16 protein-coding genes are annotated in these 19,157 nt (G+C 60.2%); 15 read left to right on the top strand and 1 reads right to left on the bottom strand.

The window, feature by feature from the left end:
- Window positions 1-1,063: 1,063 nt before the first annotated feature.
- From B7E11_RS17510 to B7E11_RS17540, 7 genes are all read left to right on the top strand, one after another.
- Window positions 1,064-2,056 carry a zinc-dependent alcohol dehydrogenase gene (locus B7E11_RS17510; protein WP_080836915.1) on the top strand — a complete coding sequence of 331 codons (993 nt, stop codon included), beginning with the start codon at window positions 1,064-1,066 and terminating at the stop codon, window positions 2,054-2,056.
- Window positions 2,057-2,130: 74 nt separating this feature from the next.
- A complete protein-coding gene (locus B7E11_RS17515; protein ID WP_245809756.1) occupies window positions 2,131-3,132 on the top strand; it encodes a Gfo/Idh/MocA family protein in 1,002 nt (333 codons plus the stop codon).
- A complete protein-coding gene (locus B7E11_RS17520; protein ID WP_080836916.1) occupies window positions 3,129-4,127 on the top strand; it encodes a Gfo/Idh/MocA family protein in 999 nt (332 codons plus the stop codon). Before B7E11_RS17515 ends, B7E11_RS17520 begins: the two co-directional genes overlap by 4 nt.
- Window positions 4,128-4,164: 37 nt before the next feature.
- Window positions 4,165-4,821 (top strand): RraA family protein, encoded by a 657-nt coding sequence (locus B7E11_RS17525; RefSeq protein ID WP_080836918.1) that lies wholly within the window; start codon window positions 4,165-4,167, stop codon window positions 4,819-4,821.
- A 68-nt stretch (window positions 4,822-4,889) separates the two neighbouring features.
- Window positions 4,890-5,654 (top strand): SDR family NAD(P)-dependent oxidoreductase, encoded by a 765-nt coding sequence (locus B7E11_RS17530; protein ID WP_080836921.1) that lies wholly within the window; start codon window positions 4,890-4,892, stop codon window positions 5,652-5,654.
- Window positions 5,655-5,693: 39 nt separating this feature from the next.
- A complete protein-coding gene (locus B7E11_RS17535) occupies window positions 5,694-6,464 on the top strand; it encodes an SDR family NAD(P)-dependent oxidoreductase (protein ID WP_080836923.1) in 771 nt (256 codons plus the stop codon).
- A 36-nt stretch (window positions 6,465-6,500) separates the two neighbouring features.
- Window positions 6,501-7,394 carry a fumarylacetoacetate hydrolase family protein gene (locus B7E11_RS17540; protein WP_080836925.1) on the top strand — a complete coding sequence of 298 codons (894 nt, stop codon included), beginning with the start codon at window positions 6,501-6,503 and terminating at the stop codon, window positions 7,392-7,394.
- Window positions 7,395-7,569: 175 nt separating this feature from the next.
- Here B7E11_RS17540 and B7E11_RS17545 read toward each other — a convergent pair whose 3' ends face one another.
- Window positions 7,570-7,845: a hypothetical protein gene (locus B7E11_RS17545; protein WP_080836926.1), complete on the bottom strand. Its 276-nt coding sequence runs from the start codon at window positions 7,843-7,845 to the stop codon at window positions 7,570-7,572.
- Window positions 7,846-7,987: 142 nt separating this feature from the next.
- On the opposite strand from B7E11_RS17545, the gene B7E11_RS17550 reads away from it, so the two are divergent.
- The 8 genes from B7E11_RS17550 to B7E11_RS17585 all read left to right on the top strand — a co-directional run bounded on the left by B7E11_RS17550 (window position 7,988) and on the right by B7E11_RS17585 (window position 18,954).
- Window positions 7,988-8,845, top strand: a complete 858-nt coding sequence (locus tag B7E11_RS17550; protein ID WP_080836928.1) for a serine/threonine protein kinase — start codon at window positions 7,988-7,990, stop codon at window positions 8,843-8,845.
- Between the two features lie 177 nt (window positions 8,846-9,022).
- Entirely contained in the window at window positions 9,023-9,979 is a 957-nt protein-coding gene (locus B7E11_RS17555) for an ABC transporter permease (protein ID WP_080840872.1), read from the top strand.
- Window positions 9,980-10,001: 22 nt separating this feature from the next.
- Entirely contained in the window at window positions 10,002-10,895 is an 894-nt protein-coding gene (locus B7E11_RS17560) for a carbohydrate ABC transporter permease (protein WP_080836930.1), read from the top strand.
- 101 nt (window positions 10,896-10,996) lie between these two features.
- Window positions 10,997-12,787 carry a type 2 periplasmic-binding domain-containing protein gene (locus B7E11_RS17565; protein ID WP_240353432.1) on the top strand — a complete coding sequence of 597 codons (1,791 nt, stop codon included), beginning with the start codon at window positions 10,997-10,999 and terminating at the stop codon, window positions 12,785-12,787.
- 121 nt (window positions 12,788-12,908) lie between these two features.
- Window positions 12,909-14,693 carry a cache domain-containing sensor histidine kinase gene (locus B7E11_RS17570; protein ID WP_080836933.1) on the top strand — a complete coding sequence of 595 codons (1,785 nt, stop codon included), beginning with the start codon at window positions 12,909-12,911 and terminating at the stop codon, window positions 14,691-14,693.
- The gene (locus B7E11_RS17575; RefSeq protein ID WP_080836935.1) at window positions 14,650-16,047 is read left to right on the top strand and encodes a response regulator transcription factor; all 1,398 of its coding nucleotides are present in this window, start codon (window positions 14,650-14,652) and stop codon (window positions 16,045-16,047) included. Before B7E11_RS17570 ends, B7E11_RS17575 begins: the two co-directional genes overlap by 44 nt.
- Window positions 16,044-17,681: an extracellular solute-binding protein gene (locus B7E11_RS17580; protein WP_080836937.1), complete on the top strand. Its 1,638-nt coding sequence runs from the start codon at window positions 16,044-16,046 to the stop codon at window positions 17,679-17,681. The genes B7E11_RS17575 and B7E11_RS17580 overlap by 4 nt, the downstream gene beginning before the upstream one ends.
- Window positions 17,682-17,964: 283 nt before the next feature.
- Entirely contained in the window at window positions 17,965-18,954 is a 990-nt protein-coding gene (locus B7E11_RS17585; RefSeq protein WP_080836939.1) for a Gfo/Idh/MocA family protein, read from the top strand.
- Window positions 18,955-19,157 lie beyond the last annotated feature (203 nt).

Here is a 19,157-nt window from a genome sequence, read left to right on the forward strand (position 1 = left end):
GAGTTCGCTCTTCTGAGCCAATGCCACAGGCGATGTACCCTGACGTTTTCTTCGTATAAAAGAATGTTCAAATTCATCGCCGTTCGAAAGCGCTGAGCAAGCTTGCGGGCGCGGGCGCACGCTCGGACGACGTAAACCATTTCTCCAGCGATATTCCTCGTCCACGCCGATAGTCGGTTCGACCCTCAGCGGATCCATTTGAGTCGTGGTTACTCATCTCGCCGCCACCGCACGCGCGCTAACGATCCATTTGAGTCGTGGTGACTCATCTCGCCGCCACCGCAGAGCGCGCTAACGATTCATTTGAGTCATGGTGACTCATCTCGCCGCCACCGCAGAGCGCGCTAACGATTCATTTGAGTCATGGTGACTCATCTCATCGCCACCGCACGCGCGCTAACGATTCATTTGAGTCATGGTGACTCATCTCATCGCCACCGCACGCGCGCTAACGATCCATTTGAGTCGTGGTGACTCATCTCGCCGCCACCGCACGCGCGCTAACGATCCATTTGAGTCGTGGTGACTCATCTCGCCGCCACCGCACGCGCGCTAACGATCCATTTGAGTCGTGGTGACTCATCTCGCCGCCACCGCAGAGCGCGCTAACGATTCATTTGAGTCATGGTGACTCATCTCATCGCCACCGCACGCGCGCTAACGATCCATTTGAGTCATGGTGACTCATCTCATCGCCTCCGCACGTATGTTAAACATCCGGTTGAGTCCATTTTTCTTCGCGATTCAGAAAGTGGAAGTTTGGCATACATCCTTTTCAAGCTTCGCCTAATCCTGCGTCGCCCAGACTGAAGCCCGGCGGCTTTCGGTCAAAGGGTATAGGGTTCGTTTTCGACGATAAGTAATAGCGCTTACACTCCCCCGGATACGACGATAAAATAGGAAAAATCAATAAAACCTCAAGAATACGTCATTTATGGTTGACGCCTTTTTTGCAGGGTGTGTATAATCAGTACATCAGTAATACATCAAAATTACGGAATCATCTATGCTTGGCTACAAAAGGTAAATCAGTTGTAAATCAGAAATAAATCAGGAGGCGCCTATGCGAGCATTGCAAACCCGAAACGGCGCGGCGGTCATCGCGGATCTGCCCGATCCCGAAATCAAGCCGCAGTACGTAAAGGTCAAAAACGATTTTTCATCCGTCAGCATCGGCACGGAACTTCTGATGATCCGGAAAAATTCGCAATCGTCGCTAGGCTACAGCGCATCCGGCGTCGCGATCGAAGTCGGCGAAGGCGTGACCGGCGTTCGCCCGGGGGACCGGGTAGCGTGCTACGGGACTCCCGCCCACCGCGAAACGATGCTGTCGCCCAAGCACCTGACGGTCCCGATCCCGGACGGCGTGTCGTCCGAAGACGCGGCTTTCGGCGGACTCGGCGCCATCGCGATCCATGCGCTCAGGCAAGCCGGCCTGCAGTTCGGGGAATCGGTCGCGGTCGTGGGCGCCGGCATTTTGGGCCAGTTGATCGCCCGCGTCGCCCATGCGTCGAACTACCGGGTCGTCGGGCTGGAGCCGCTGCAGACGCGGAGAGACAGGCTGCGGGCCGGCGGAATCCGCCACGTCTGCAAGGATGCAGACGAAATGACGGAGACGATCGGCAAGCTTACCGACGGAAAAGGAGCGGATGCCGTGCTCGTATGCGCAAGCAGCCGGAAGGACAATCTGATCGATTCCGCCATCGGCTGGCTGAGGGACCGCGGCAGAGTCGTCATCGTCGGCGATACGGGCTGCGAGTTCGACCGCGATTTGCTGTTCGCGAAGGAGGCCAGCGTGCATATTTCGCGGGCCGGAGGTCCCGGACGCTACGAGGCCGATTACGAGCAGCGCGGCTTCGATTACCCGGTCGGCTACGTCCGCTGGACCGAAGGCCGCAACGTGCAGGCGTTTCTCCGCATGCTGGAGGAAAACCGGATCGAGCTGAATTCGCTCGTGACCGACCGCATCGCGTTCGACGAGCTGCCCGGCATTTATCCCCGTTACGAGCGTTCGCCGCAGGACATGATGGGAGTCGTCGTCCGTTACGGGGGCTGATCGGCCTTGTTCGGAAACGGGTGTTTAACGGAAAACGGATTAGCGGAAAACGAAAACGAGAGGGGATAGCGAAAGTGACGAAAGTGGCGGTCATCGGCTGCGGCGGCATGGGCAACATTCATGCCGACCGCTATCGCTCCATGCCGGGAGCCAAGCTGGTCGGGGTTTGCGACGTAAACGAGGCGGCCGCGTCCGCGCTCGGCGCGGCGGCGGGGGTTCCCTGGTTTCGCACGGCGGCCGAATTGCTCGAAGCGACGAAGCCCGATGCGGCGAGCATTGCGGTCCCGACTTATTTGCACGCCGCGCTCATTAAAGAGGTCGCCGACCGCGGCGTTCATGTCATTTGCGAAAAGCCGCTGGCTTTGACGTCCGAAGAGGCGGAGGAAGCGGTCCGATACTGCGCCGACCGCGGCGTGCGGCTGTTCGTCGGCCATGTGGTGCGTTTTTTTCCGAGCTATGAAAAGCTGGCCGAACAGGTCCGTCCGCTTGGCGGCGAAGCGGGGGGCGTGTATCACGCCAAACGCGCCGGAAGCCATCCCGGGCTCGTGCAGCCCTGGTTCAAGGACGCGGATAAAAGCGGGGGCGTCATTCTCGATCTGATGATTCACGATATCGATTTTATATTGGGAACGTTCGGCGAGGCGGTCGAGGTGTTCGCCTTCAACCGCAAGACAAACGACATCGATTACGCTTCGGCCACGTTCCGTTTCAAGAACGGGACGATCGCCCAGCTCGAAGCGTTCTGGGGGTATCCGGGCGCGTTCCATACGTCGTTCGAATACGCGGCCGCCGGCGGGATCGTCCGCGGCGAGAGCGACAGCTCCGAAAGCTTGCGGGTTCGCCGGTCCGCGCCCCCGGGGTCCGGCTCGGGCTTCGTGGAGACGCCGCAAAGCGTGCTGCTCGAAGACCCTTATTACCGGGAGCTCGCGCATTTTCTGCATTGCATCGAAACCGGCGAGGCGCCGCTCGTAACCGCGTTCGACGCGCTCGAAGCCGTCCGCTGGGCGGAAGCGGCGCTGGAGTCGGCCAGAGAGAAGCGCCCGGTCAAGCCGCGAAAGGAGGAGAAGCCGGCATGAGCAACTTGCGGATCGGGATGATCAGCTTTGCGCACGGCCATGCGTTCGATTATTTGGACGGGCTGCTCGTCATGAAGGACGTCGAAGTGGCGGCCATCGCCGACGACAAGCCGGAGCGGGTGCGGGAGCTGGCCGCCCGTCACGGCATTCCGTATTACGAGGATTATCGCGAGCTGCTCGCCGATCGGGCGATCGACGCCGTAATCATTTGCTCCGAGAACGCCCGGCACGCCGAGCTTGCGATCGCGGCGGCGCGGGCGGGCAAGCATGTGCTGTGCGAGAAGCCGCTGGGCATCTCCGTCGGCGAAATGGAGCGCATGATCGCGGAATGCCGCGATGCGGGCGTCCAGCTGATGACCGCGTTTCCGTGCCGGTTTCTGACGCCGGTCGTGCGCGCGAAGGAAGCGCTCGATCGGGGCGACATCGGCGAGATTCTCGCCTTCAAGGCGACGAACCGGGGGTCTTTCCCCGGCGCGGAATGGTTTTCGGACCCCGCGCTGGCAGGCGGCGGGGCGGTGCTGGACCATACCGTTCACGTGATGGACCTGATGAACTGGTTTACCGGCTCCCGGGTGTCCGGCGTTTACGCTTACGCGGATACGCTGTTCGACCCCGAACGGAAGCGAACGATCGACGACGCGGGCATGGTGCACGTCGAATTCGAAAACGGGGTATTCGCGGTGCTCGATCCGAGCTGGTCCCGCAACCCGGGCTTCCCGACCTGGGGCGACGTAACGATGGAAATCGTCGGCACGAAGGGCGTCATTTCGATCGACGCGTTCAATCAGAAAAACAGCGTCTACAGCCGGTCCCCGGCTCGCGGCAACTGGCAATTCTGGGGCGACGACATGAACGCGCTCATGCTGGAAGCTTTCGCGAAGGCGCTGCGAAACGGAGAACCTGTTCCCGTTACCGGCGAGGACGGCCTCCGCTCGACGATCGTCGCGCTGAAGGCTTACGAGTCCGCGGCGCAAGGCGCTCCCGTCGCGCTGTGAAGGCGGGCAATCATTCCGACAACTGGAGGCAAATCCGATGAACGATAAACAATTGTTCGACCGCATGAGCGAAACGCTCTATTCCGCGGTCATTTCCGATACGCTCGACGAGCTTGGCTACCGCAACCAGGTCATGCGCGAAAACATCAACCCGATCGATCCGAACTGGGTCGTGGCGGGGCGCGCCAAAACGATTCTGTCGGTCGACGTGCACTACTTGCCGGCCGATCCGTACGAGAAGGAAATCGCGGCGGTCGACAGCGTGAAGCCGAATGAAGTCGTCATCGGCTGCACGAACGAGTCGCGCCAGAACGGCCTGTGGGGCGAGCTGCTCTCGACCGCTTCGAAAATGCGGGGGGCGAGGGGAGCGATCGTCGACGGACTGATCCGCGACACGAAAAAAATTCTCGAGCTCGGCTTCCCCGTATTCGCCACGGGCACGAAGCCGGTCGATTCCCAAGGGCGCGGGCTGGTCATCGATTACGATATCCCGGTGCTCTGCGGCGGCGTGCTCGTCCACCCGGGAGATATCGTGTTCGGCGACCGCGACGGCATCGTCGTCATTCCGTCCGCCCTGGCGGACGAAGTGTTCCGGCGCGCGCTGGACAAGGCGACAAGGGAAAACCATACGCGCAACGAGCTGCTGGAGGGCCGCACCCTCCGCGAGGTATACGACAAGTACGGCGTGCTGTAGCAAGGAAAACGGCTGGCATCAACATTCGATCGGCGGCATCTGATCCTGCTGAACAGGAGGCGAAAGGCATGAGGCTGCAGGGAAAGCGGGCGCTTGTCACCGGCGCGGCCCGCGGTATCGGGCTCGGCATCGCCCGCAGGTTTTTGGAGGAGGGCGCGGCCGTCGCGCTTCTCGACCGCAGCGAGGCGGAACTGCAAGAAGCGCTTGCGGAGTGCCGGACGATCGCGGCGGACCGGGTTTCGGCCGAACGCTGCGATCTCCGCGCCGACGCGGACCTGGAGGAGGCCGCCGAGCGCGCGTTCGGGCGGCTCGGCGGCATCGACATCGTCGTCAACAACGCGGGGATCGCGTTTCGCGAGCCGTTTCTCGACATCCCGGCGGAGCATTGGAACGCGGTGTTCGACATTAACGTCCGGGCCGTTTTTCGGCTCGGCCAGCTTGCGGCCAGGCGGATGATCCGGCAAGGGACCGGAGGCGCGATCGTCAACATGAGCTCTAAAAACGGGCTTGCGGCAAGCTCCGAGCTTGCGCATTACAACGCGTCGAAAGCCGCCGTCATCTTGCTGACCGAATCGATGGCGGTGGAGCTTGCGCCGCACGGCATCCGCGTGAACGCCGTCGCGCCGGGCTTCGTCGACACGCCGCTCGACCGCAAGCTGCGCGAGCAGTCGAACCTGCCCGCCTTTTCGGCGCATACGCCGATGAAGCGCGCGGCGACGGTCGAGGAAGTGGCGAACGCGTTTTTGTTTCTGGCGTCGGACGAAGCGTCCTACGTGACGGGGACGACGCTTCGAATCGACGGCGGGCATTTGGCGAACGGAAGCGAGCTGTAGGCCGGCCCGCGCCCAATTCAAAAGGAAAGGGACATCGCGATGCGTTTGAAAAATAAAGTGGCGATCATTACCGGCGCCGGTTCCGGCATCGGCAGAAGCTCGGCGCTGCTGTTCGCCGGCGAAGGCGCGACCGTCGTCGTCGCGGACGCGAACGAGGCCGGCGGCCGCGAGACGGTGGAGGCGGTCAAGGCGGCCGGAGGCGAAGCGCTGCTCGTTCACGGCGACATCGCCGAGCCGGAAGGAGCCGAGGAGATGGCCCGCCGGACGGTCGAGGCGTACGGGCGCATCGACGTGCTGTTCAACAACGCGGGCATCAGCGGGGTCGGCAAGCTGCACGAGGTGGAGCCGCAAGCGTGGGACCGGGTCATGAAGGTCAACGTGCGGGGAGTGTATTTAAGCTGCCGGGCGGTCATTCCGCAAATGCTGGAGCAAAAATCCGGCTCGATTATCAACATGTCGTCAAGCATCGCCGAAATCGGCGTGGCGGAACGGGCATCCTACACCGCCTCGAAAGGCGCGGTGCTGGCGTTGACGAAGGCGATGCAGGTGGATTACGCGCCGTTCGGCATCCGGGTTAACGCGCTGCTGCCGGGAACGATTTTGACGCCGTTCGTCGAAGGGTACCTGAAGCAATCGGCGGACCCGGAAGCGGCGATCGCCTCGATCAAAAAACGGCAGTTGAGCGGCGACCTCGGCCGGCCCGAAGACGTCGCCCGCGCGGCGCTGTTTCTCGCTTCGGACGAATCGTCGTTCGTGCTCGGCTCGCCGCTTTACGTGGACGGAGGGCTCGTCTTCGGCAAAAATGCCTGACGGCACCAGTTATCTAAAGGAGGTTCGTTATTCGACATGAAGCTTTTGAATTATATCGAAAACGGCAGCGGCAAGCCGCGTCTTGGCGTTCGCACCGAAAACGGCGTGCTGGACGTCGCGGCGGCCGCTTCGGCCGCCGGCGCCAAGGTGCCGGTCTCGATGCGCGAAGCGCTGGAAGGCGGCGCGGCGGCTCTTGAGTCGTTCGTAGCCGGTCTTGCGCCCGAAGCCGCGAAGCCCTATCTCAAGGACGAAGCCGACTTGAGCTTCGGGCCTTGCGTAACCGATCCGGGCAAAATCATATGCATCGGGCTCAATTACCGCCGGCACGCGGAAGAGACGAACATGCCGATCCCGGCGTACCCGATCCTGTTCAACAAGTTTAACAATACGCTGAACGGCCACGGGCACGACGTGCCGCTTCCGTGCACGAGCGCCAAAGTGGATTACGAGGCGGAGCTGGGCATCGTCATCGGCAAGACGGCCAAATACGTCGGCGAAGACGAAGCGCTCGATTACGTGTTCGGCTACTGCTCGTCCAACGATCTGTCGGCACGCGACCTGCAGATGCGGACGAGCCAATGGCTGGCCGGCAAATCGTGCGACGGTTTTTCGCCGATCGGGCCTTACCTGGTGACGGCCGACGAGGTCGGCGATCCGAACGACCTTTACATTCGCTGCACGGTCAACGGGGAGCTCCGGCAAAACTCGCATACGTCGGACATGATTTTCGACTGCAAGCAAATCGTCAGCTACGTTTCGCAATGCATGACGCTGTCTCCGGGCGATATCATCTTGACCGGCACGCCCGAGGGCGTCGTCATGGGATATCCCGAAGACAAGCAGGTTTATTTGCGGCCGGGCGACGTCGTCACGGTCGAAATCGAGAAGCTGGGCGCCATCACGAACCGGATGGTCGCGGAACGGGACTAATCCGGCGCCGCGGGCGCTCCGAGCCGTCGCGGTGTTTCCCGAAAAACGCAAAAAGACCGCCGAAACGGCCACGATCGTGCGCTCGCTTGCTTGCGAGTCGCAACTCAAGGCTCGTTCCGGCGGTTTTTTTTCGAAGATCGGCATTCCGCCATTTCGGGCGCGCAGCCTTATCCGCTTAGCTGCTGAAGTAGCTGCTGTGTTTCCTCTTGTAATGTCCGTGACCGTAGGTCGGACGCTGCGGCGGATAGTAGGGGCCTTTCTTGTAATCGCTGCTGCTGTAATGCGCATGGCCGTAAGTCGGGCGCGGCGGAGAATAGGCATGGCCCTTCTTGTAATCGCTGCTGCTGTAACGCCCATGACCGTAAGGCCCGTTGTGGCCGTAATGTCCGTTATGCCCGTAATGCTTCCCGGTTACCGAACCGAGGAGCCGTTTCACCAAGTGTCTGATCATATTCGGACCTCCCGCAGATTAATCGTTGCTTGTTACTAATACGAAAAGAAATCCGCCAGGTTTCGCCATTCGCAGCCTAATTTGCTTCCGAACGGGAACCCCGCCCCTTCGACCGCCGTATGTGAAGGGAGGAGGGATTCGGATGAAGGGCGCGACTTGGCGGCAATGGAGACGCAATTGGATGGATTATCCGCTGCGGCAAGGGTTGAAATGGGCGGGGACGTATCGGATCGAGCAATTTGTCGGCATGGGGAGCTACGGGCAAGCTTACCGCTGCACGGATACGGCGACCGGTTCCGCCGTCCTGCTGAAGCGGGCCAAGCCGAGCAAGGGGGAAGTCGCGCGGAGAATGCTGGAGCGGGAGAGCGAAACGATGCGGCGGCTCGTTCATCCCCAAATTCCGAAATGGCTGGGCGAAGCCGTGCATCGGAACGAAACGGCGCTCGTCATGGAATTCGCGGAAGGCGACACCGTCGAACAGCTGATCATGGAGCGCGGCAAAACGTACGCGCAGCCGGAAGCGCTGCGCGTCGTGCGGGAGCTGCTGCGGCCGCTCAAATCCTTGCATGAAGCCGGCTACGTCCACCGGGACGTGCGCATCCCGAACGTTCTCGTATGCGGAGATCTCGTTCGCCTCATCGACTTCGGTTTGGCGTGCCGAATCGGCGAGCAGACGAGGGACGAAAGGCCGGAAGAAACGAAGGACGGCCAGCCCGCCGGTTTTGCGGACAGCTGGGGACCGGTGAAGCAGCGCATGCGCGTTCCGTGTCCGACGAGCGATTTGTACGGGCTCGGCCATCTCTTTCTGTTCATGATGTACGCTTCATACGAACCCGGCGAAAATCGGGAGGAGCGAAGCTGGGAGGAGGAGCTTGCGCTCGAGCCGGACGTTCGGGCTTTCGTTCGGGGCTTGCTGGAGCACGAATGGCCGTCGGCCGCGGAATGCGAGCGGGAGCTCGACCGAATATTGGAAGGTTGGAATTTCGTCCGCTCGGGTTAGATTTTCGTTCGCAAAGATCGAACGGAAACGGCCGAAGGCGAAACCCGCATCTATCCCCTCCCGGGCGGAAAATCCGTTACGATGGAATTGCCCGAACGGCCGAAAGGCCGATCGGCATTCATTTCGAAAACGTTTTCCGCTTTTTTTATTTCCTGCGGACATAACGGGAGGAGTTTTATGGAACCGGTTGCCCAAAGCCAAACGAAAAGGATAAGATCAAGTCCTTCGAGCCTCATCCCGGATCGTTACCGATTATTTTTGTTCGCGCTTCCATTTCTTTTTTTAGTATTTATTTTCAGCTATTTGCCTTTGTACGGCTGGATTTATGCGTTCTATAATTACCGGCCGGGCTTCGCGCTTTCGGATACCCCGTTCGTCGGGCTGCAGTGGTTCCGCTCGATTTTTTCCAATCCGACGCAGACGCAGGAAGTGATGCGCGTCATGCGCAACACGATGGTCATGAGCCTGCTCGGCATCGCGACCTCGATTTTGCCGGTGCTGTTCGCCGTCTTTTTGTCCGAAATCAAGTCGCAATGGTACAAGAAAACGGTTCAGGTTCTGACGACGCTGCCGAACTTCATCAGTTGGGTGCTCGTTTACGCAATCGCTTTCATGATGTTCAACGTGGACAACGGGCTGATCAACAAAATCATGATCGGGCTCGGCTTTCAGGAGCAGGGCGTCAATTATTTGGCGACGAACAACCATACCTGGCTTTCGATGATCGCCTGGGCGACGTGGAAAGGGCTCGGCTGGGGCGCCATCATGTACATCGCGGCTATCACGTCGATCGACCAGGAGCTGTACGACGCGGCGAAAGTGGACGGAGCGGGGCGGTTTCGGATGATCTGGCACATTACGGTGCCGGGCATTATGCCGACGTACTTCGTGCTGCTGCTGCTGTCGATCGCCAATTTTATCAACAACGGGCTGGAGCAATATTTCGTCTTCCAAAATCCGATGAACAAGAGCCATATCGAAGTGCTCGATCTGTACGTGTACAACATCGGGATGCTGGGCACGAACTTCTCCTTCGCCACCGCCGTCAGCATGCTGAAATCGCTCGTCAGCATCGCGCTGCTCTTTATCGCCAACCGAATGTCCAAAATCGTTCGCGGAGAATCCATCATCTGATTTCAGGAAGCGAGGTTCGACCATGCTCAAGCGAAGATCGGCCGGCGAAATCGCGTTTAACGTGACCAATTATGCCATATTCGGCCTGTTCACGCTCATCTGCATTTTGCCGTTTTACTACTTGTTCATCCAGACGATCAGCGACAACGATCTGAGCGCCAGGGGGCTCGTGACGTTTTACCCGAAAGGCATCCACTTCGAAAACTACCGCAAGGTGCTGCAGCTCGACGGGTTGTCCCAGGCGTTCCTCATATCCGTGCTGCGGACCGTCGTCGGAACGATCGCCACCGTGCTCGGCTCGGCGTTTCTCGGGTTTATTTTTACGAAGCAAAAAATGTGGGGACGCCGGTTCTGGTACCGTTTTCTCGTCGTCACGATGTATTTCAACGCGGGCATCATTCCTTGGTATGTCGTCATGCTGAGGCTGGGAATGACCAACAATTTCTGGGCGTACGTCTTGCCGGCCGTCGTGTCGCCTTTTTACGTCATTTTGGTCAAAACGTTCGTGGAGTCGATCCCGGAAGTGCTGCAGGAATCGGCGGAAATCGACGGGGCCGGCTATTTGACGCTCTTTTTCCGGATCATCCTTCCGCTAATCGTTCCGATTTCCGCGACCATCGCGATTTTCGCGGCCGTCGCCCAGTGGAACTCGTTTATCGACACGGTGTTTCTGATGACGGACAAAACCTATTACACGCTGCAGTTCGTTCTGTACAAATATTTGAACGAAAGCAACTCGCTGGCCGCCATCATTCGCAGCTCCGGCGCGCAAAACATGGATCTGTCGAACATGCAGACGGCCAACTCGATCCGGACGACGGTGTCGATGATCGTCGTGCTCCCGATTTTGCTCGTTTACCCGTTTTTTCAGCGGTATTTCGTCAAAGGCATCATGATCGGAGCGGTAAAAGGCTGATCGGCCGCCTGCCGGCGCGTTCCGCTTTAAGGGAGGTGAGGAACGGACTCTCGCAAGCCGCGTTTTGTAAAAACGTTTCTAAAAAAGGGAGGCAATCCGCTTTGAAATCGATTCGTAAACCGCTGCATTTGCTGATCGTCATGCTGCTCGCCGCGGCTCTCGCCGCTTGTTCGAACGGAAACAACGGGGCATCGCCGTCGCCTTCGTCCCCGTCTTCGTCGTCCCCCGCCGCTTCCGGGTCGGCAGAGGCGTCGGCCGAACCGGAGAGGGAAGAGTATACGATCGACGTCTTCTCGATGCTGGCGAACTTCTCGGGCGAGCAGCAGGGCTGGTTCGCCAAGCTCGTCAAAGACAAGTTCAACCTGAACCTGAATATCATTTCCTCCAACCTCGAAGGGGGCGGAGACGTCAAGTTCGCGGCGATGATGGCGTCCGGCGATTTGGGCGACCTGGTCGTGTTCGGCGACGACGGCCAGAAATATTTGGACGCGATCCAAACGGGCATGCTGCTCGACTGGACAAAGGACGGCCTGCTCGACAAATACGGGCAGAACATGCTGAAATACGCCCCGAAAGCGATCGAGAAAAACAAAGCGAACTTCGGCGGCGGCACCGGCGTGTACGGCATCGGCTTCGACGTCGGCGAAGACAAGGACGGTCCTTCCGAGGCGAAGGAGCTGACGTACCATCCGAACCTGAGGTGGGATCTGTACGACAAAATCGGCCGCCCGGAAATTGCAACGATGGAAGATTATTTGCCGGTGCTGAAGCAGATGCAGGAGCTCGAGCCGAAAAGCGAATCCGGCCGCCCGACGTACGCGTTCTCGATGTGGGCGGACTGGGACGGCAACATGATGATGAACGCCAAGGCGTGGGCGGGGCTGCACGGCTTCGAGGAAACCGACGGCTTCAACCCGGGAGGCTTCTCGCTCATTTCGGCCGACACCGACGAGGTGCAGGGCATCCTGGACGAGGACGGGTACTATCTGCGCGCGTTGAAGCTGTACTTCGACGCGAATCAATTGGGGCTGGTCGATCCGGACTCTCCGACGCAAAAATTCGACGACGTCGTCAACAAAATCAAAGACGGGCAAATTCTGTTCTCCTGGTTCCCGTGGCTCGACGACACGTATAACACGCCGGAGCGGCTCGCGGAAGGAAAAGGCTTCCACCTCGTGCCGTTCAAGGAGGAGCGGACGTATTCCTACGGCTTCGATCCGTACGGCGGCTCGCGCGTCTGGGCGATCGGCGCGAAAGCCGAGCACCCGGAACGGGTCATGGAGTTCCTCGATTGGATGTACAGTCCGGAAGGCTATATGCTGTCGAACTACGGGCCGGAAGGCATGGCCTGGGAGCTCAAGGACGGGAAGCCGGCGCTAACGGAGCTGGGCGCCGCGGCGATGCCTTCCAACGAAACGCCGATCCCGGAGGAATTCGGCGGCGGCAACTGGAAGGACGGGCGCAACCAGATCAACAACACGACGTTTAAAATTACGGCGACCAATCCGGAAACCGGCGAACCTTACGACTGGATGCTGTGGAGCTCGACGCTGGCCAAGGCTCCGGACAAAATGGAGGAAAGCTGGCGCGCGGCGATGGGAGCGCAGACGGCGAAGGAATATTTGGAGAAAAACGATATGCTCGCCGTCGTGAAGCCGATCTTTACCGGCACGGCGCCGGCGGTGATGAGCCCGGAGCTGGAGCAGAAGAAAGGCCAGGTGGCGACGGTCATCAAGCAATATTCGTGGCAAATGATTTTCGCCAAAAACGAGCAGGAATTCGAAAAGCTGAAGCAGGAAATGATCGACAAGGCGAAAGGGCTCGGCTACGACGAAGTGCTGAACTGGAACATCGAACAGAACAAGAAAGTATTCGAATACCGGAAGCAATAGGCCGGGGCCGCAAAGGTATGGAAGGCGCTTACAAAGGTCTTTCATACCTTTGTCCGTACTGGTAGAATGATAGGCAGATGCAAGACAGCGCCATCGGTCGAAGGGAGTGCGGCAGGACGACATGGCGGTTTTACGAATTCCGCATCCTTTCAAAAAAGGCACGCTGCGGCGCACGCTGGTCGTCTATTTGCTGATCGCCTGCTTGTTTCCGCCGGTCTTTTTTTCGCTCTTTACGTATTCTTCGCTGCACTCGGTGCTGACGAACAAAATCCGAAGCGGCATCCAGGCGAGCCTCGAGCAGGAGGCGACGGGCCTCGAAAACGTGCTCGACAACCTGGACTTCGTTTCCAAGCAGTTCGCGCTGGACGGCCGCATTTACGACCTGATGAACGCCTACCTGCAAACGTCCAAAAATTCCGAACGCGCCGAGCTGATGAAGGATATCGAGGACAGCTTCAACGTCGTCAATTTTACGAATCCGGATTTGGGCCTGACCGTTTATTACATGCCGGAAGCCGACGAGCCGATCGTGTTCAACAATTTGGGCGTCCGCGCGGAGTTCGGGATCGAGCGGCTGCCGCTGTTCGTTCCGTACAAGGGGGCGGCGATTTACGGCCCGCATCGAACCCAGTACAAAAACAGCGAAAACATGGTGTTTTCCTCGGTGCGCGAAGTCAATACGGAACGGCATACGGTGTACATTTACCTGGAGTCGAATTACAACTCGTTCCGCCATATTTTGAACAGCGAATGGTACGGGATGAAAGTATCGCACTTTCTCGTGAACGAGCGCGGGGAGGCGCTGTACGTCGACGAGGGCGAAGCGCCCTTCGACCCGCAAGCGCTTTCGTTCGAGCAAACGCGATCCGAGCGGAAGACGTTTTTCGGCCATTACCTGTTCGGCTACGAAAGCGAGCAAGGCTGGAAGCTTGTGACCGCCGTCGATAAAAGCGTTTTCAATCATGAGATCGACGTGTGGATCGGCCGGATGGTGCTGCTGTTCGCGGGATCGATCGTGTTCGCGATCGTGCTGGCCATGCTGATCTGGCGCAAGGTATACGGCTCGATCCGCAAGGTCAACCGCGAGATCGTGCGGATGACCGGAGACCGGGAAGCGCCCGTCCAGCGGCTGCAGGTCGAGGAGTTCGATTTTTTGCTCAACAATTTTCAAACGATGAAAAACACCGTCAACGAGCTGATTGCGGAAATCGGAGAAAGCGAAAGGATGAAGAGCCGGCTCGAGACGGAGAAGGTGCTCAGCCAGATCAATCCCCATTTTCTCCATAACACGCTGAACACGGTGCAATGGGTGGCCCGGTCGAACGGGCAGGACGAGATCGACCGGATCCTGACGCTGCTCGTCCAGGTGCTGCACTACAATATGGGAAAACACAGCCTGATCGTGACGGTCAGGGAAGAAATGGATGCGCTGCGCAATTACATCGAGCTGCAGCGGTACCGGTACGAGGACGAGCTGGATTTCGTGCTGGACGTCGATCCGGAGGCGGAGGCGGTCGAAATTCCCCGTTTTCTGCTTCAGCCCCTCGTGGAAAACGCGATCTATCACGGCAAAAACGAGGAACACGGCGTTATCGCGATCGCCATCCGCCGAACGGAGAAGGAAACGCTGCTGCTGACCGTCACGGACAACGGTCCGGGCATGGACGAGGCGACGATCGGGGCGCTGCTCGAAGCCGGCGGCGAGGGAAGGCCGAAGCGGGGCATGGGCATCGGCCTTCAATACGTCAAGCGGCTGTTGGACAGCTTTTACGGAGCGAAAGACGCCATACGTATCCGGAGCCGGATGGGGGAAGGAACGGTGCTGTCGGTCGAAATTCCGATTCGGAACGGAGGGAAGCTGCATGATCAAGGCATTGGTCGTGGACGACGAGAAGCGGGTGCGTAAAGGCTTCATCTCGCTTGCGGATTGGCAGGCGTACGACATTCAGATCGTGGGGGAAGCCCGGGACGGCAACGGAGCGTTGGAAGCGCTCGGGAAGCAGGACATCGATCTGATGTTCGTCGACATCAGCATGCCCGGCATGTCGGGCTTCGAGCTGATCGAGCAGGTTCGCGTCCGGCACCCGCGCACCCGTTCGGTCGTGCTCACTTGCCATCACGAGTTCGATTACGTTCAGGAGGCGCTTCGGCTCGGAGCGATCGATTACATCGTCAAGACGCTGCTGAACAAAAGCAACGTCAACGAAACGCTGCAGCGGATCGTCAAACGGTTTTCCTGGGAACGGAGGGAACAGGCGGCTTCGGACGAGCAAGCCGGCGTTTTTCGGTCGGCTGCGGCTTTCGTGTCGTTCCGGGCGGAGGCGAAGGCGGAAGAGCTGCTTCAGTGGCTTGCTCCCGGCCGAAAGCCGGAGCGGGCGTTCGACCGGATTTGGCTGCTGCCGCTGGAGGATCGCGATGCCGGGGACTGGCTGAGGGAGCTTCCGGCCCATCTCGCCGAGGAATGGCGCGCGGTTCGCATCGTGTCCGCCGGCCGGCCTTCCGTCAAGGAGGCGGAAGCCGTCATCGGCCGCCATTTGCTTTCCTACCTGTTTTACGGACAGGAAAGGGAGGCGAACGTTCCCGTCCGGCTGGAGGATTTGCAGCCCGTCGCCGAGCCTTCGGAGCAAGCGCTGAACGAAGCGTTCGACGAATGGCTGGAGCTGAGGTGGCTCGTTTACGGAGAGGAGTTCAAGCGCCTCATCCGCAGGATCGAGGAATGGAGGCCGGATCCGGAGCGGATCAGGGCGTTTGGCCGGCGGCTTGTCGCGGATTGGGCGCCGTATTTCGGCTGGGAAGCGGACCGCGGCGCGAGGCTCGAAGCGCTGTCGAACATGCGGAGCTGGAAGGAAGGCAAAAGCTGGCTGGCGGACGCCGCGCTTGGCGTCAGCCAGCGGATGGCCGAGCTCGGTTTTTCCCGGGAAGTGTTCGCCAGCCTCGTCAAATCGCTGCTGTTCATGAAAAGTCGGGCCTGCGCTTCGCTCAACCAGGAGGAGGCCGCCCGCCATGCCGGCATGAGCCGAAGCTATTTCAGCCAATGCTTCAAAAAATTCGCGGGACTGCCGTTCGGCGACGTGCTGCGGAAGCTGCGGCTCGAACGGGCGGCCGAGCTGCTGCGGTCGTCCGATCTGCAGGTAAGCGTCATCGCGAACCGCATCGGCTTCGAGGACGAGAAGCATTTCAGCCGAGTGTTCCGCGAGCATGCGGGCGTCTACCCGACCGAATACCGGGCGGGACGAGGCGCGGGAGGGCGAGACCGATGAGCGGAAGACGGGCTGTTCGGGGCCTGGCCGGCTGCGCGCTGCTGGCCGCATTATGCGCCTGTTCGCTCGGAAGCGGTCCGCAAGGCGGGGACCCGGCAACGCGCGCCGAAGCCGCCGGTCCGCCCGTCACGCTGAACATCGCGCATCTGTATTCGGACGCCCAGCTTCCCGAAGGCGATACGAACGAGGACCATTTTCTCACCCGGTATTTGACGGAGCAAACAGGGGTCACCGTACGCTACGCGTGGGAAGCGATCGACGAAGTGCAATATTGGACGAAATTGGATCTCGCGATTCGCAGCAACGATCTGCCGGACGCCTTCGTGGCGAACCGGGAGCAGTTCCGGCTGCTGACGGAAAGCGGGAGCCTCGAGGATTTGACGGAAACGTACGAAGCGCACGCCTCCGACCTCGTAAAGTCGCTCTACGACTCTACCGGCGGCAAGGCGCTGGAGGACGCGTCGGTGGGGGATCGGCTGTACGGTCTGCCGAACATCGCGATCGAAGCGGACGCGCCGACCTATGTGTGGGTGCGCCAGGATTGGCTGGACCGGCTTCGGCTGCCGGCTCCGAGGACGCTTGGCGACATCGGGCGGATCGCCCGGGCGTTCGTCGCGTCCGACCCGGACGGCAACGGGGAAGCGGACACCGTCGGCATTCCGGTCGATCAGGAGCTTGTGTACGGGGAAAAGACGGGAGTGAACGGACTGAACGGGGTGTTCGCTTCGTTTCGCGCCTTCCCCAAGGAGTGGATTCGGGATAAGGAAGGCAACGTCGTTTACGGCTCCGTCCAGCCGGAAGCGGGAGCCGCGCTCGCCAAGCTGGCCGACTGGTACCGGGAAGGCATCCTGGACCGGGATTTCGCGCTCCGCAAAGATGCGCAGGAGCTCATTGCGACGAATCGGGCCGGCTTGTTTTTCGGCCCGTGGTGGGCGCCTTACTACCCGTTAAGCAAGTCGGTATCCAATGACACGAAAGCCGAATGGAAAGTGTACGCGGCTCCCGTCGATGCGCAGGGCGTTTTCGTCGCGAACCCGGCGCCCGCCACGGACCGGTATCTCGTCGTGCGCAAAGGCTTTCCGAATCCGGAGGCGGCGGTCAAGCTGCTTAATGCGATGACCCGGCTCGAGCGCAGCCTGCTTCCCGAAGACAAGCCGCTGCGCGATATTTCGCAGCAAACCGGTGTACAGCTGCGCAATTACTATCCGTTCAACCTGCTGCTGGACTACCCGGATGCGGTCGTCAAACGGCACGAATGGCTGGTCAAGGCGCTGAACGGGGAAGTCGACCCGGAGGATCTCGATCCCGAGACGAAGCGGTTGTACGACAGCGCCATGCAAGAGCGGGAAGCGCCGCTCAAAAACATGGAGGCGTGGAGCATGACGCAAGCCTACCTGCAGGGCGGCGAGGTGAGCAAGGCGGACAAGGCGTACGTTCCGGGCTTGTTCTACGGGACGACGCCCGCGATGGAACAAAAATGGGAGCGGCTGCAGAAGCTGGAGAAGGACACCTATTTGAAGCTCATCACGGGGGAGCTTCCGCCGGAAGCGTTCGACTTGTTCGTCCTGCAGTGGGAGCGGGAAGGCGGCGAGCAAATCACGCAGGAAGTAGCGGAGGCGGTGGGCGCAAGGTAGCGGGCATCCGCCGCGTGATTGGCCGGGGCGGGGATGTTCGCGGCCGAGAAGCCGCCAAGGAAGCGGGAATCAACTCGAGAAGCCGCAAGAGGCGGGGAAGACGCGGCCGAGAAGCCGCAAAGGAGGCGGGGAGTCGGCCCGAGAAGCCGCGAATCGCGAACGCGCGAAAAAAACGAATGCTCTGCCGATACGGGTTCAAACGTCTGGAAATTTATGAGATAATATAGCGGGAAAGTCAGGTTTTTCGAAGAATGACTCATTCTAATGTAAAGGATGATGTTCGATGTCAGAGCGCACGATTAAATGGGGAATCGCCGGACCCGGGGGCATTTCTTCTTCCTTCGCCAAGGACTTGGCCGGGCTGAGCGATGCAAAGCTGGTCGCCGTCGGTTCCAGGTCTGCGGAAAGGGCGCAAAAGTTCGCCAGCGAATTCGGGGCCGCGCGCGCGTATGGGAGCTACGAGGAGCTTGCGAACGATCCCGAGGTGGAAATCGTTTATGTCGGAACGCTCCATCCCGCCCATAAGGAGAACGCGCTTGCGTTCCTTCGCGCCGGCAAGGCCGTCCTCTGCGAAAAACCGTTCACGATGAACGCGGCGGAAGCCGAAGAAATCATCGCCTGTGCGAAGGAGCATAAGGTGTTTTTGATGGAGGCGATGTGGACGCGGTATTTGCCGGCGATCCGCAAAGTAAGGGAATGGCTGGACGAAGGGAGGATCGGCGAGGTCCGGGCGCTGCGCGCGGATTTCGGGTTCGATTTCGGCTGGAACCCCGGACATCGCCTGCTCGATCCCGCGCTTGGCGGGGGAGCGCTGCTCGACGCGGGCATTTATCCGATTTCGTTCGCGTCGTTCGTCTTCGGCGCCCAGCCGGACAAAATCGCCAGCTCCGTTCATATCGGCGAGACGGGCGTGGACGAACGGTTCGCCTTGCTGTTCGAATACGAGGGCGGCCGAAGCGCGTCGCTCGGCGGGGCCGTGCAGTTGGCGCTGCCGAACGAAGCGTACATATCCGGAACGAAAGGCCATATCCATATTCCGTCGCTGTTTCTGAACACCCGTTCCGCAACCTTGCACGTCAACGGGGAGGAACCGGTCGCGTTTGCCGACGACCGGACGTCGATCGGCTACGCGTTCGAGGCCCGGGAGGCGATGGCCTGCCTGCGCGAAGGGCGGACGGAAAGCGCCGCGATGCCGCTCGACGAGACGCTGGCGATCATGCGGACGCTCGACCGCATTCGCGCGCAGTGGGGCTTGAAATATCCGTTCGAGTAAGGGGAATAGCCCGGGGATAAGGGGATCGCCTGGCGAGAGACGAAAGAATCGGGAGATAGCCTGAGGAAAAGCCGGGCAGACGCCGGAGCCGCTGCATACGCGGTTCCGGCTTTTTTTCGGCGTTTCGGGCATGGGTGCGCCGTTCGGGCCGTGCGAAGCATTTTTCCTGCGATATCTCCCCCTCCCCTCGGGAAGTCGGCTCG

The sequence above is a fragment of the Cohnella massiliensis genome (genome assembly GCF_900169535.1).
Classification (GTDB): Bacteria; Bacillota; Bacilli; order Paenibacillales; family Paenibacillaceae; genus Cohnella; species Cohnella algarum.

Coding starts and splice junctions, on each gene's coding strand:
- B7E11_RS17510 (WP_080836915.1), top strand. CDS start 1,064: ATGCGAGCATTGCAAACCCGAAACGGCGCGGCGGTCATCGCGGATCTG.
- B7E11_RS17520 (WP_080836916.1), top strand. CDS start 3,129: ATGAGCAACTTGCGGATCGGGATGATCAGCTTTGCGCACGGCCATGCG.
- B7E11_RS17525 (WP_080836918.1), top strand. CDS start 4,165: ATGAACGATAAACAATTGTTCGACCGCATGAGCGAAACGCTCTATTCC.
- B7E11_RS17530 (WP_080836921.1), top strand. CDS start 4,890: ATGAGGCTGCAGGGAAAGCGGGCGCTTGTCACCGGCGCGGCCCGCGGT.
- B7E11_RS17535 (WP_080836923.1), top strand. CDS start 5,694: ATGCGTTTGAAAAATAAAGTGGCGATCATTACCGGCGCCGGTTCCGGC.
- B7E11_RS17540 (WP_080836925.1), top strand. CDS start 6,501: ATGAAGCTTTTGAATTATATCGAAAACGGCAGCGGCAAGCCGCGTCTT.
- B7E11_RS17545 (WP_080836926.1), bottom strand. CDS start 7,845: ATGATCAGACACTTGGTGAAACGGCTCCTCGGTTCGGTAACCGGGAAG.
- B7E11_RS17550 (WP_080836928.1), top strand. CDS start 7,988: ATGAAGGGCGCGACTTGGCGGCAATGGAGACGCAATTGGATGGATTAT.
- B7E11_RS17555 (WP_080840872.1), top strand. CDS start 9,023: ATGGAACCGGTTGCCCAAAGCCAAACGAAAAGGATAAGATCAAGTCCT.
- B7E11_RS17560 (WP_080836930.1), top strand. CDS start 10,002: ATGCTCAAGCGAAGATCGGCCGGCGAAATCGCGTTTAACGTGACCAAT.
- B7E11_RS17570 (WP_080836933.1), top strand. CDS start 12,909: ATGGCGGTTTTACGAATTCCGCATCCTTTCAAAAAAGGCACGCTGCGG.
- B7E11_RS17575 (WP_080836935.1), top strand. CDS start 14,650: ATGATCAAGGCATTGGTCGTGGACGACGAGAAGCGGGTGCGTAAAGGC.
- B7E11_RS17580 (WP_080836937.1), top strand. CDS start 16,044: ATGAGCGGAAGACGGGCTGTTCGGGGCCTGGCCGGCTGCGCGCTGCTG.
- B7E11_RS17585 (WP_080836939.1), top strand. CDS start 17,965: ATGTCAGAGCGCACGATTAAATGGGGAATCGCCGGACCCGGGGGCATT.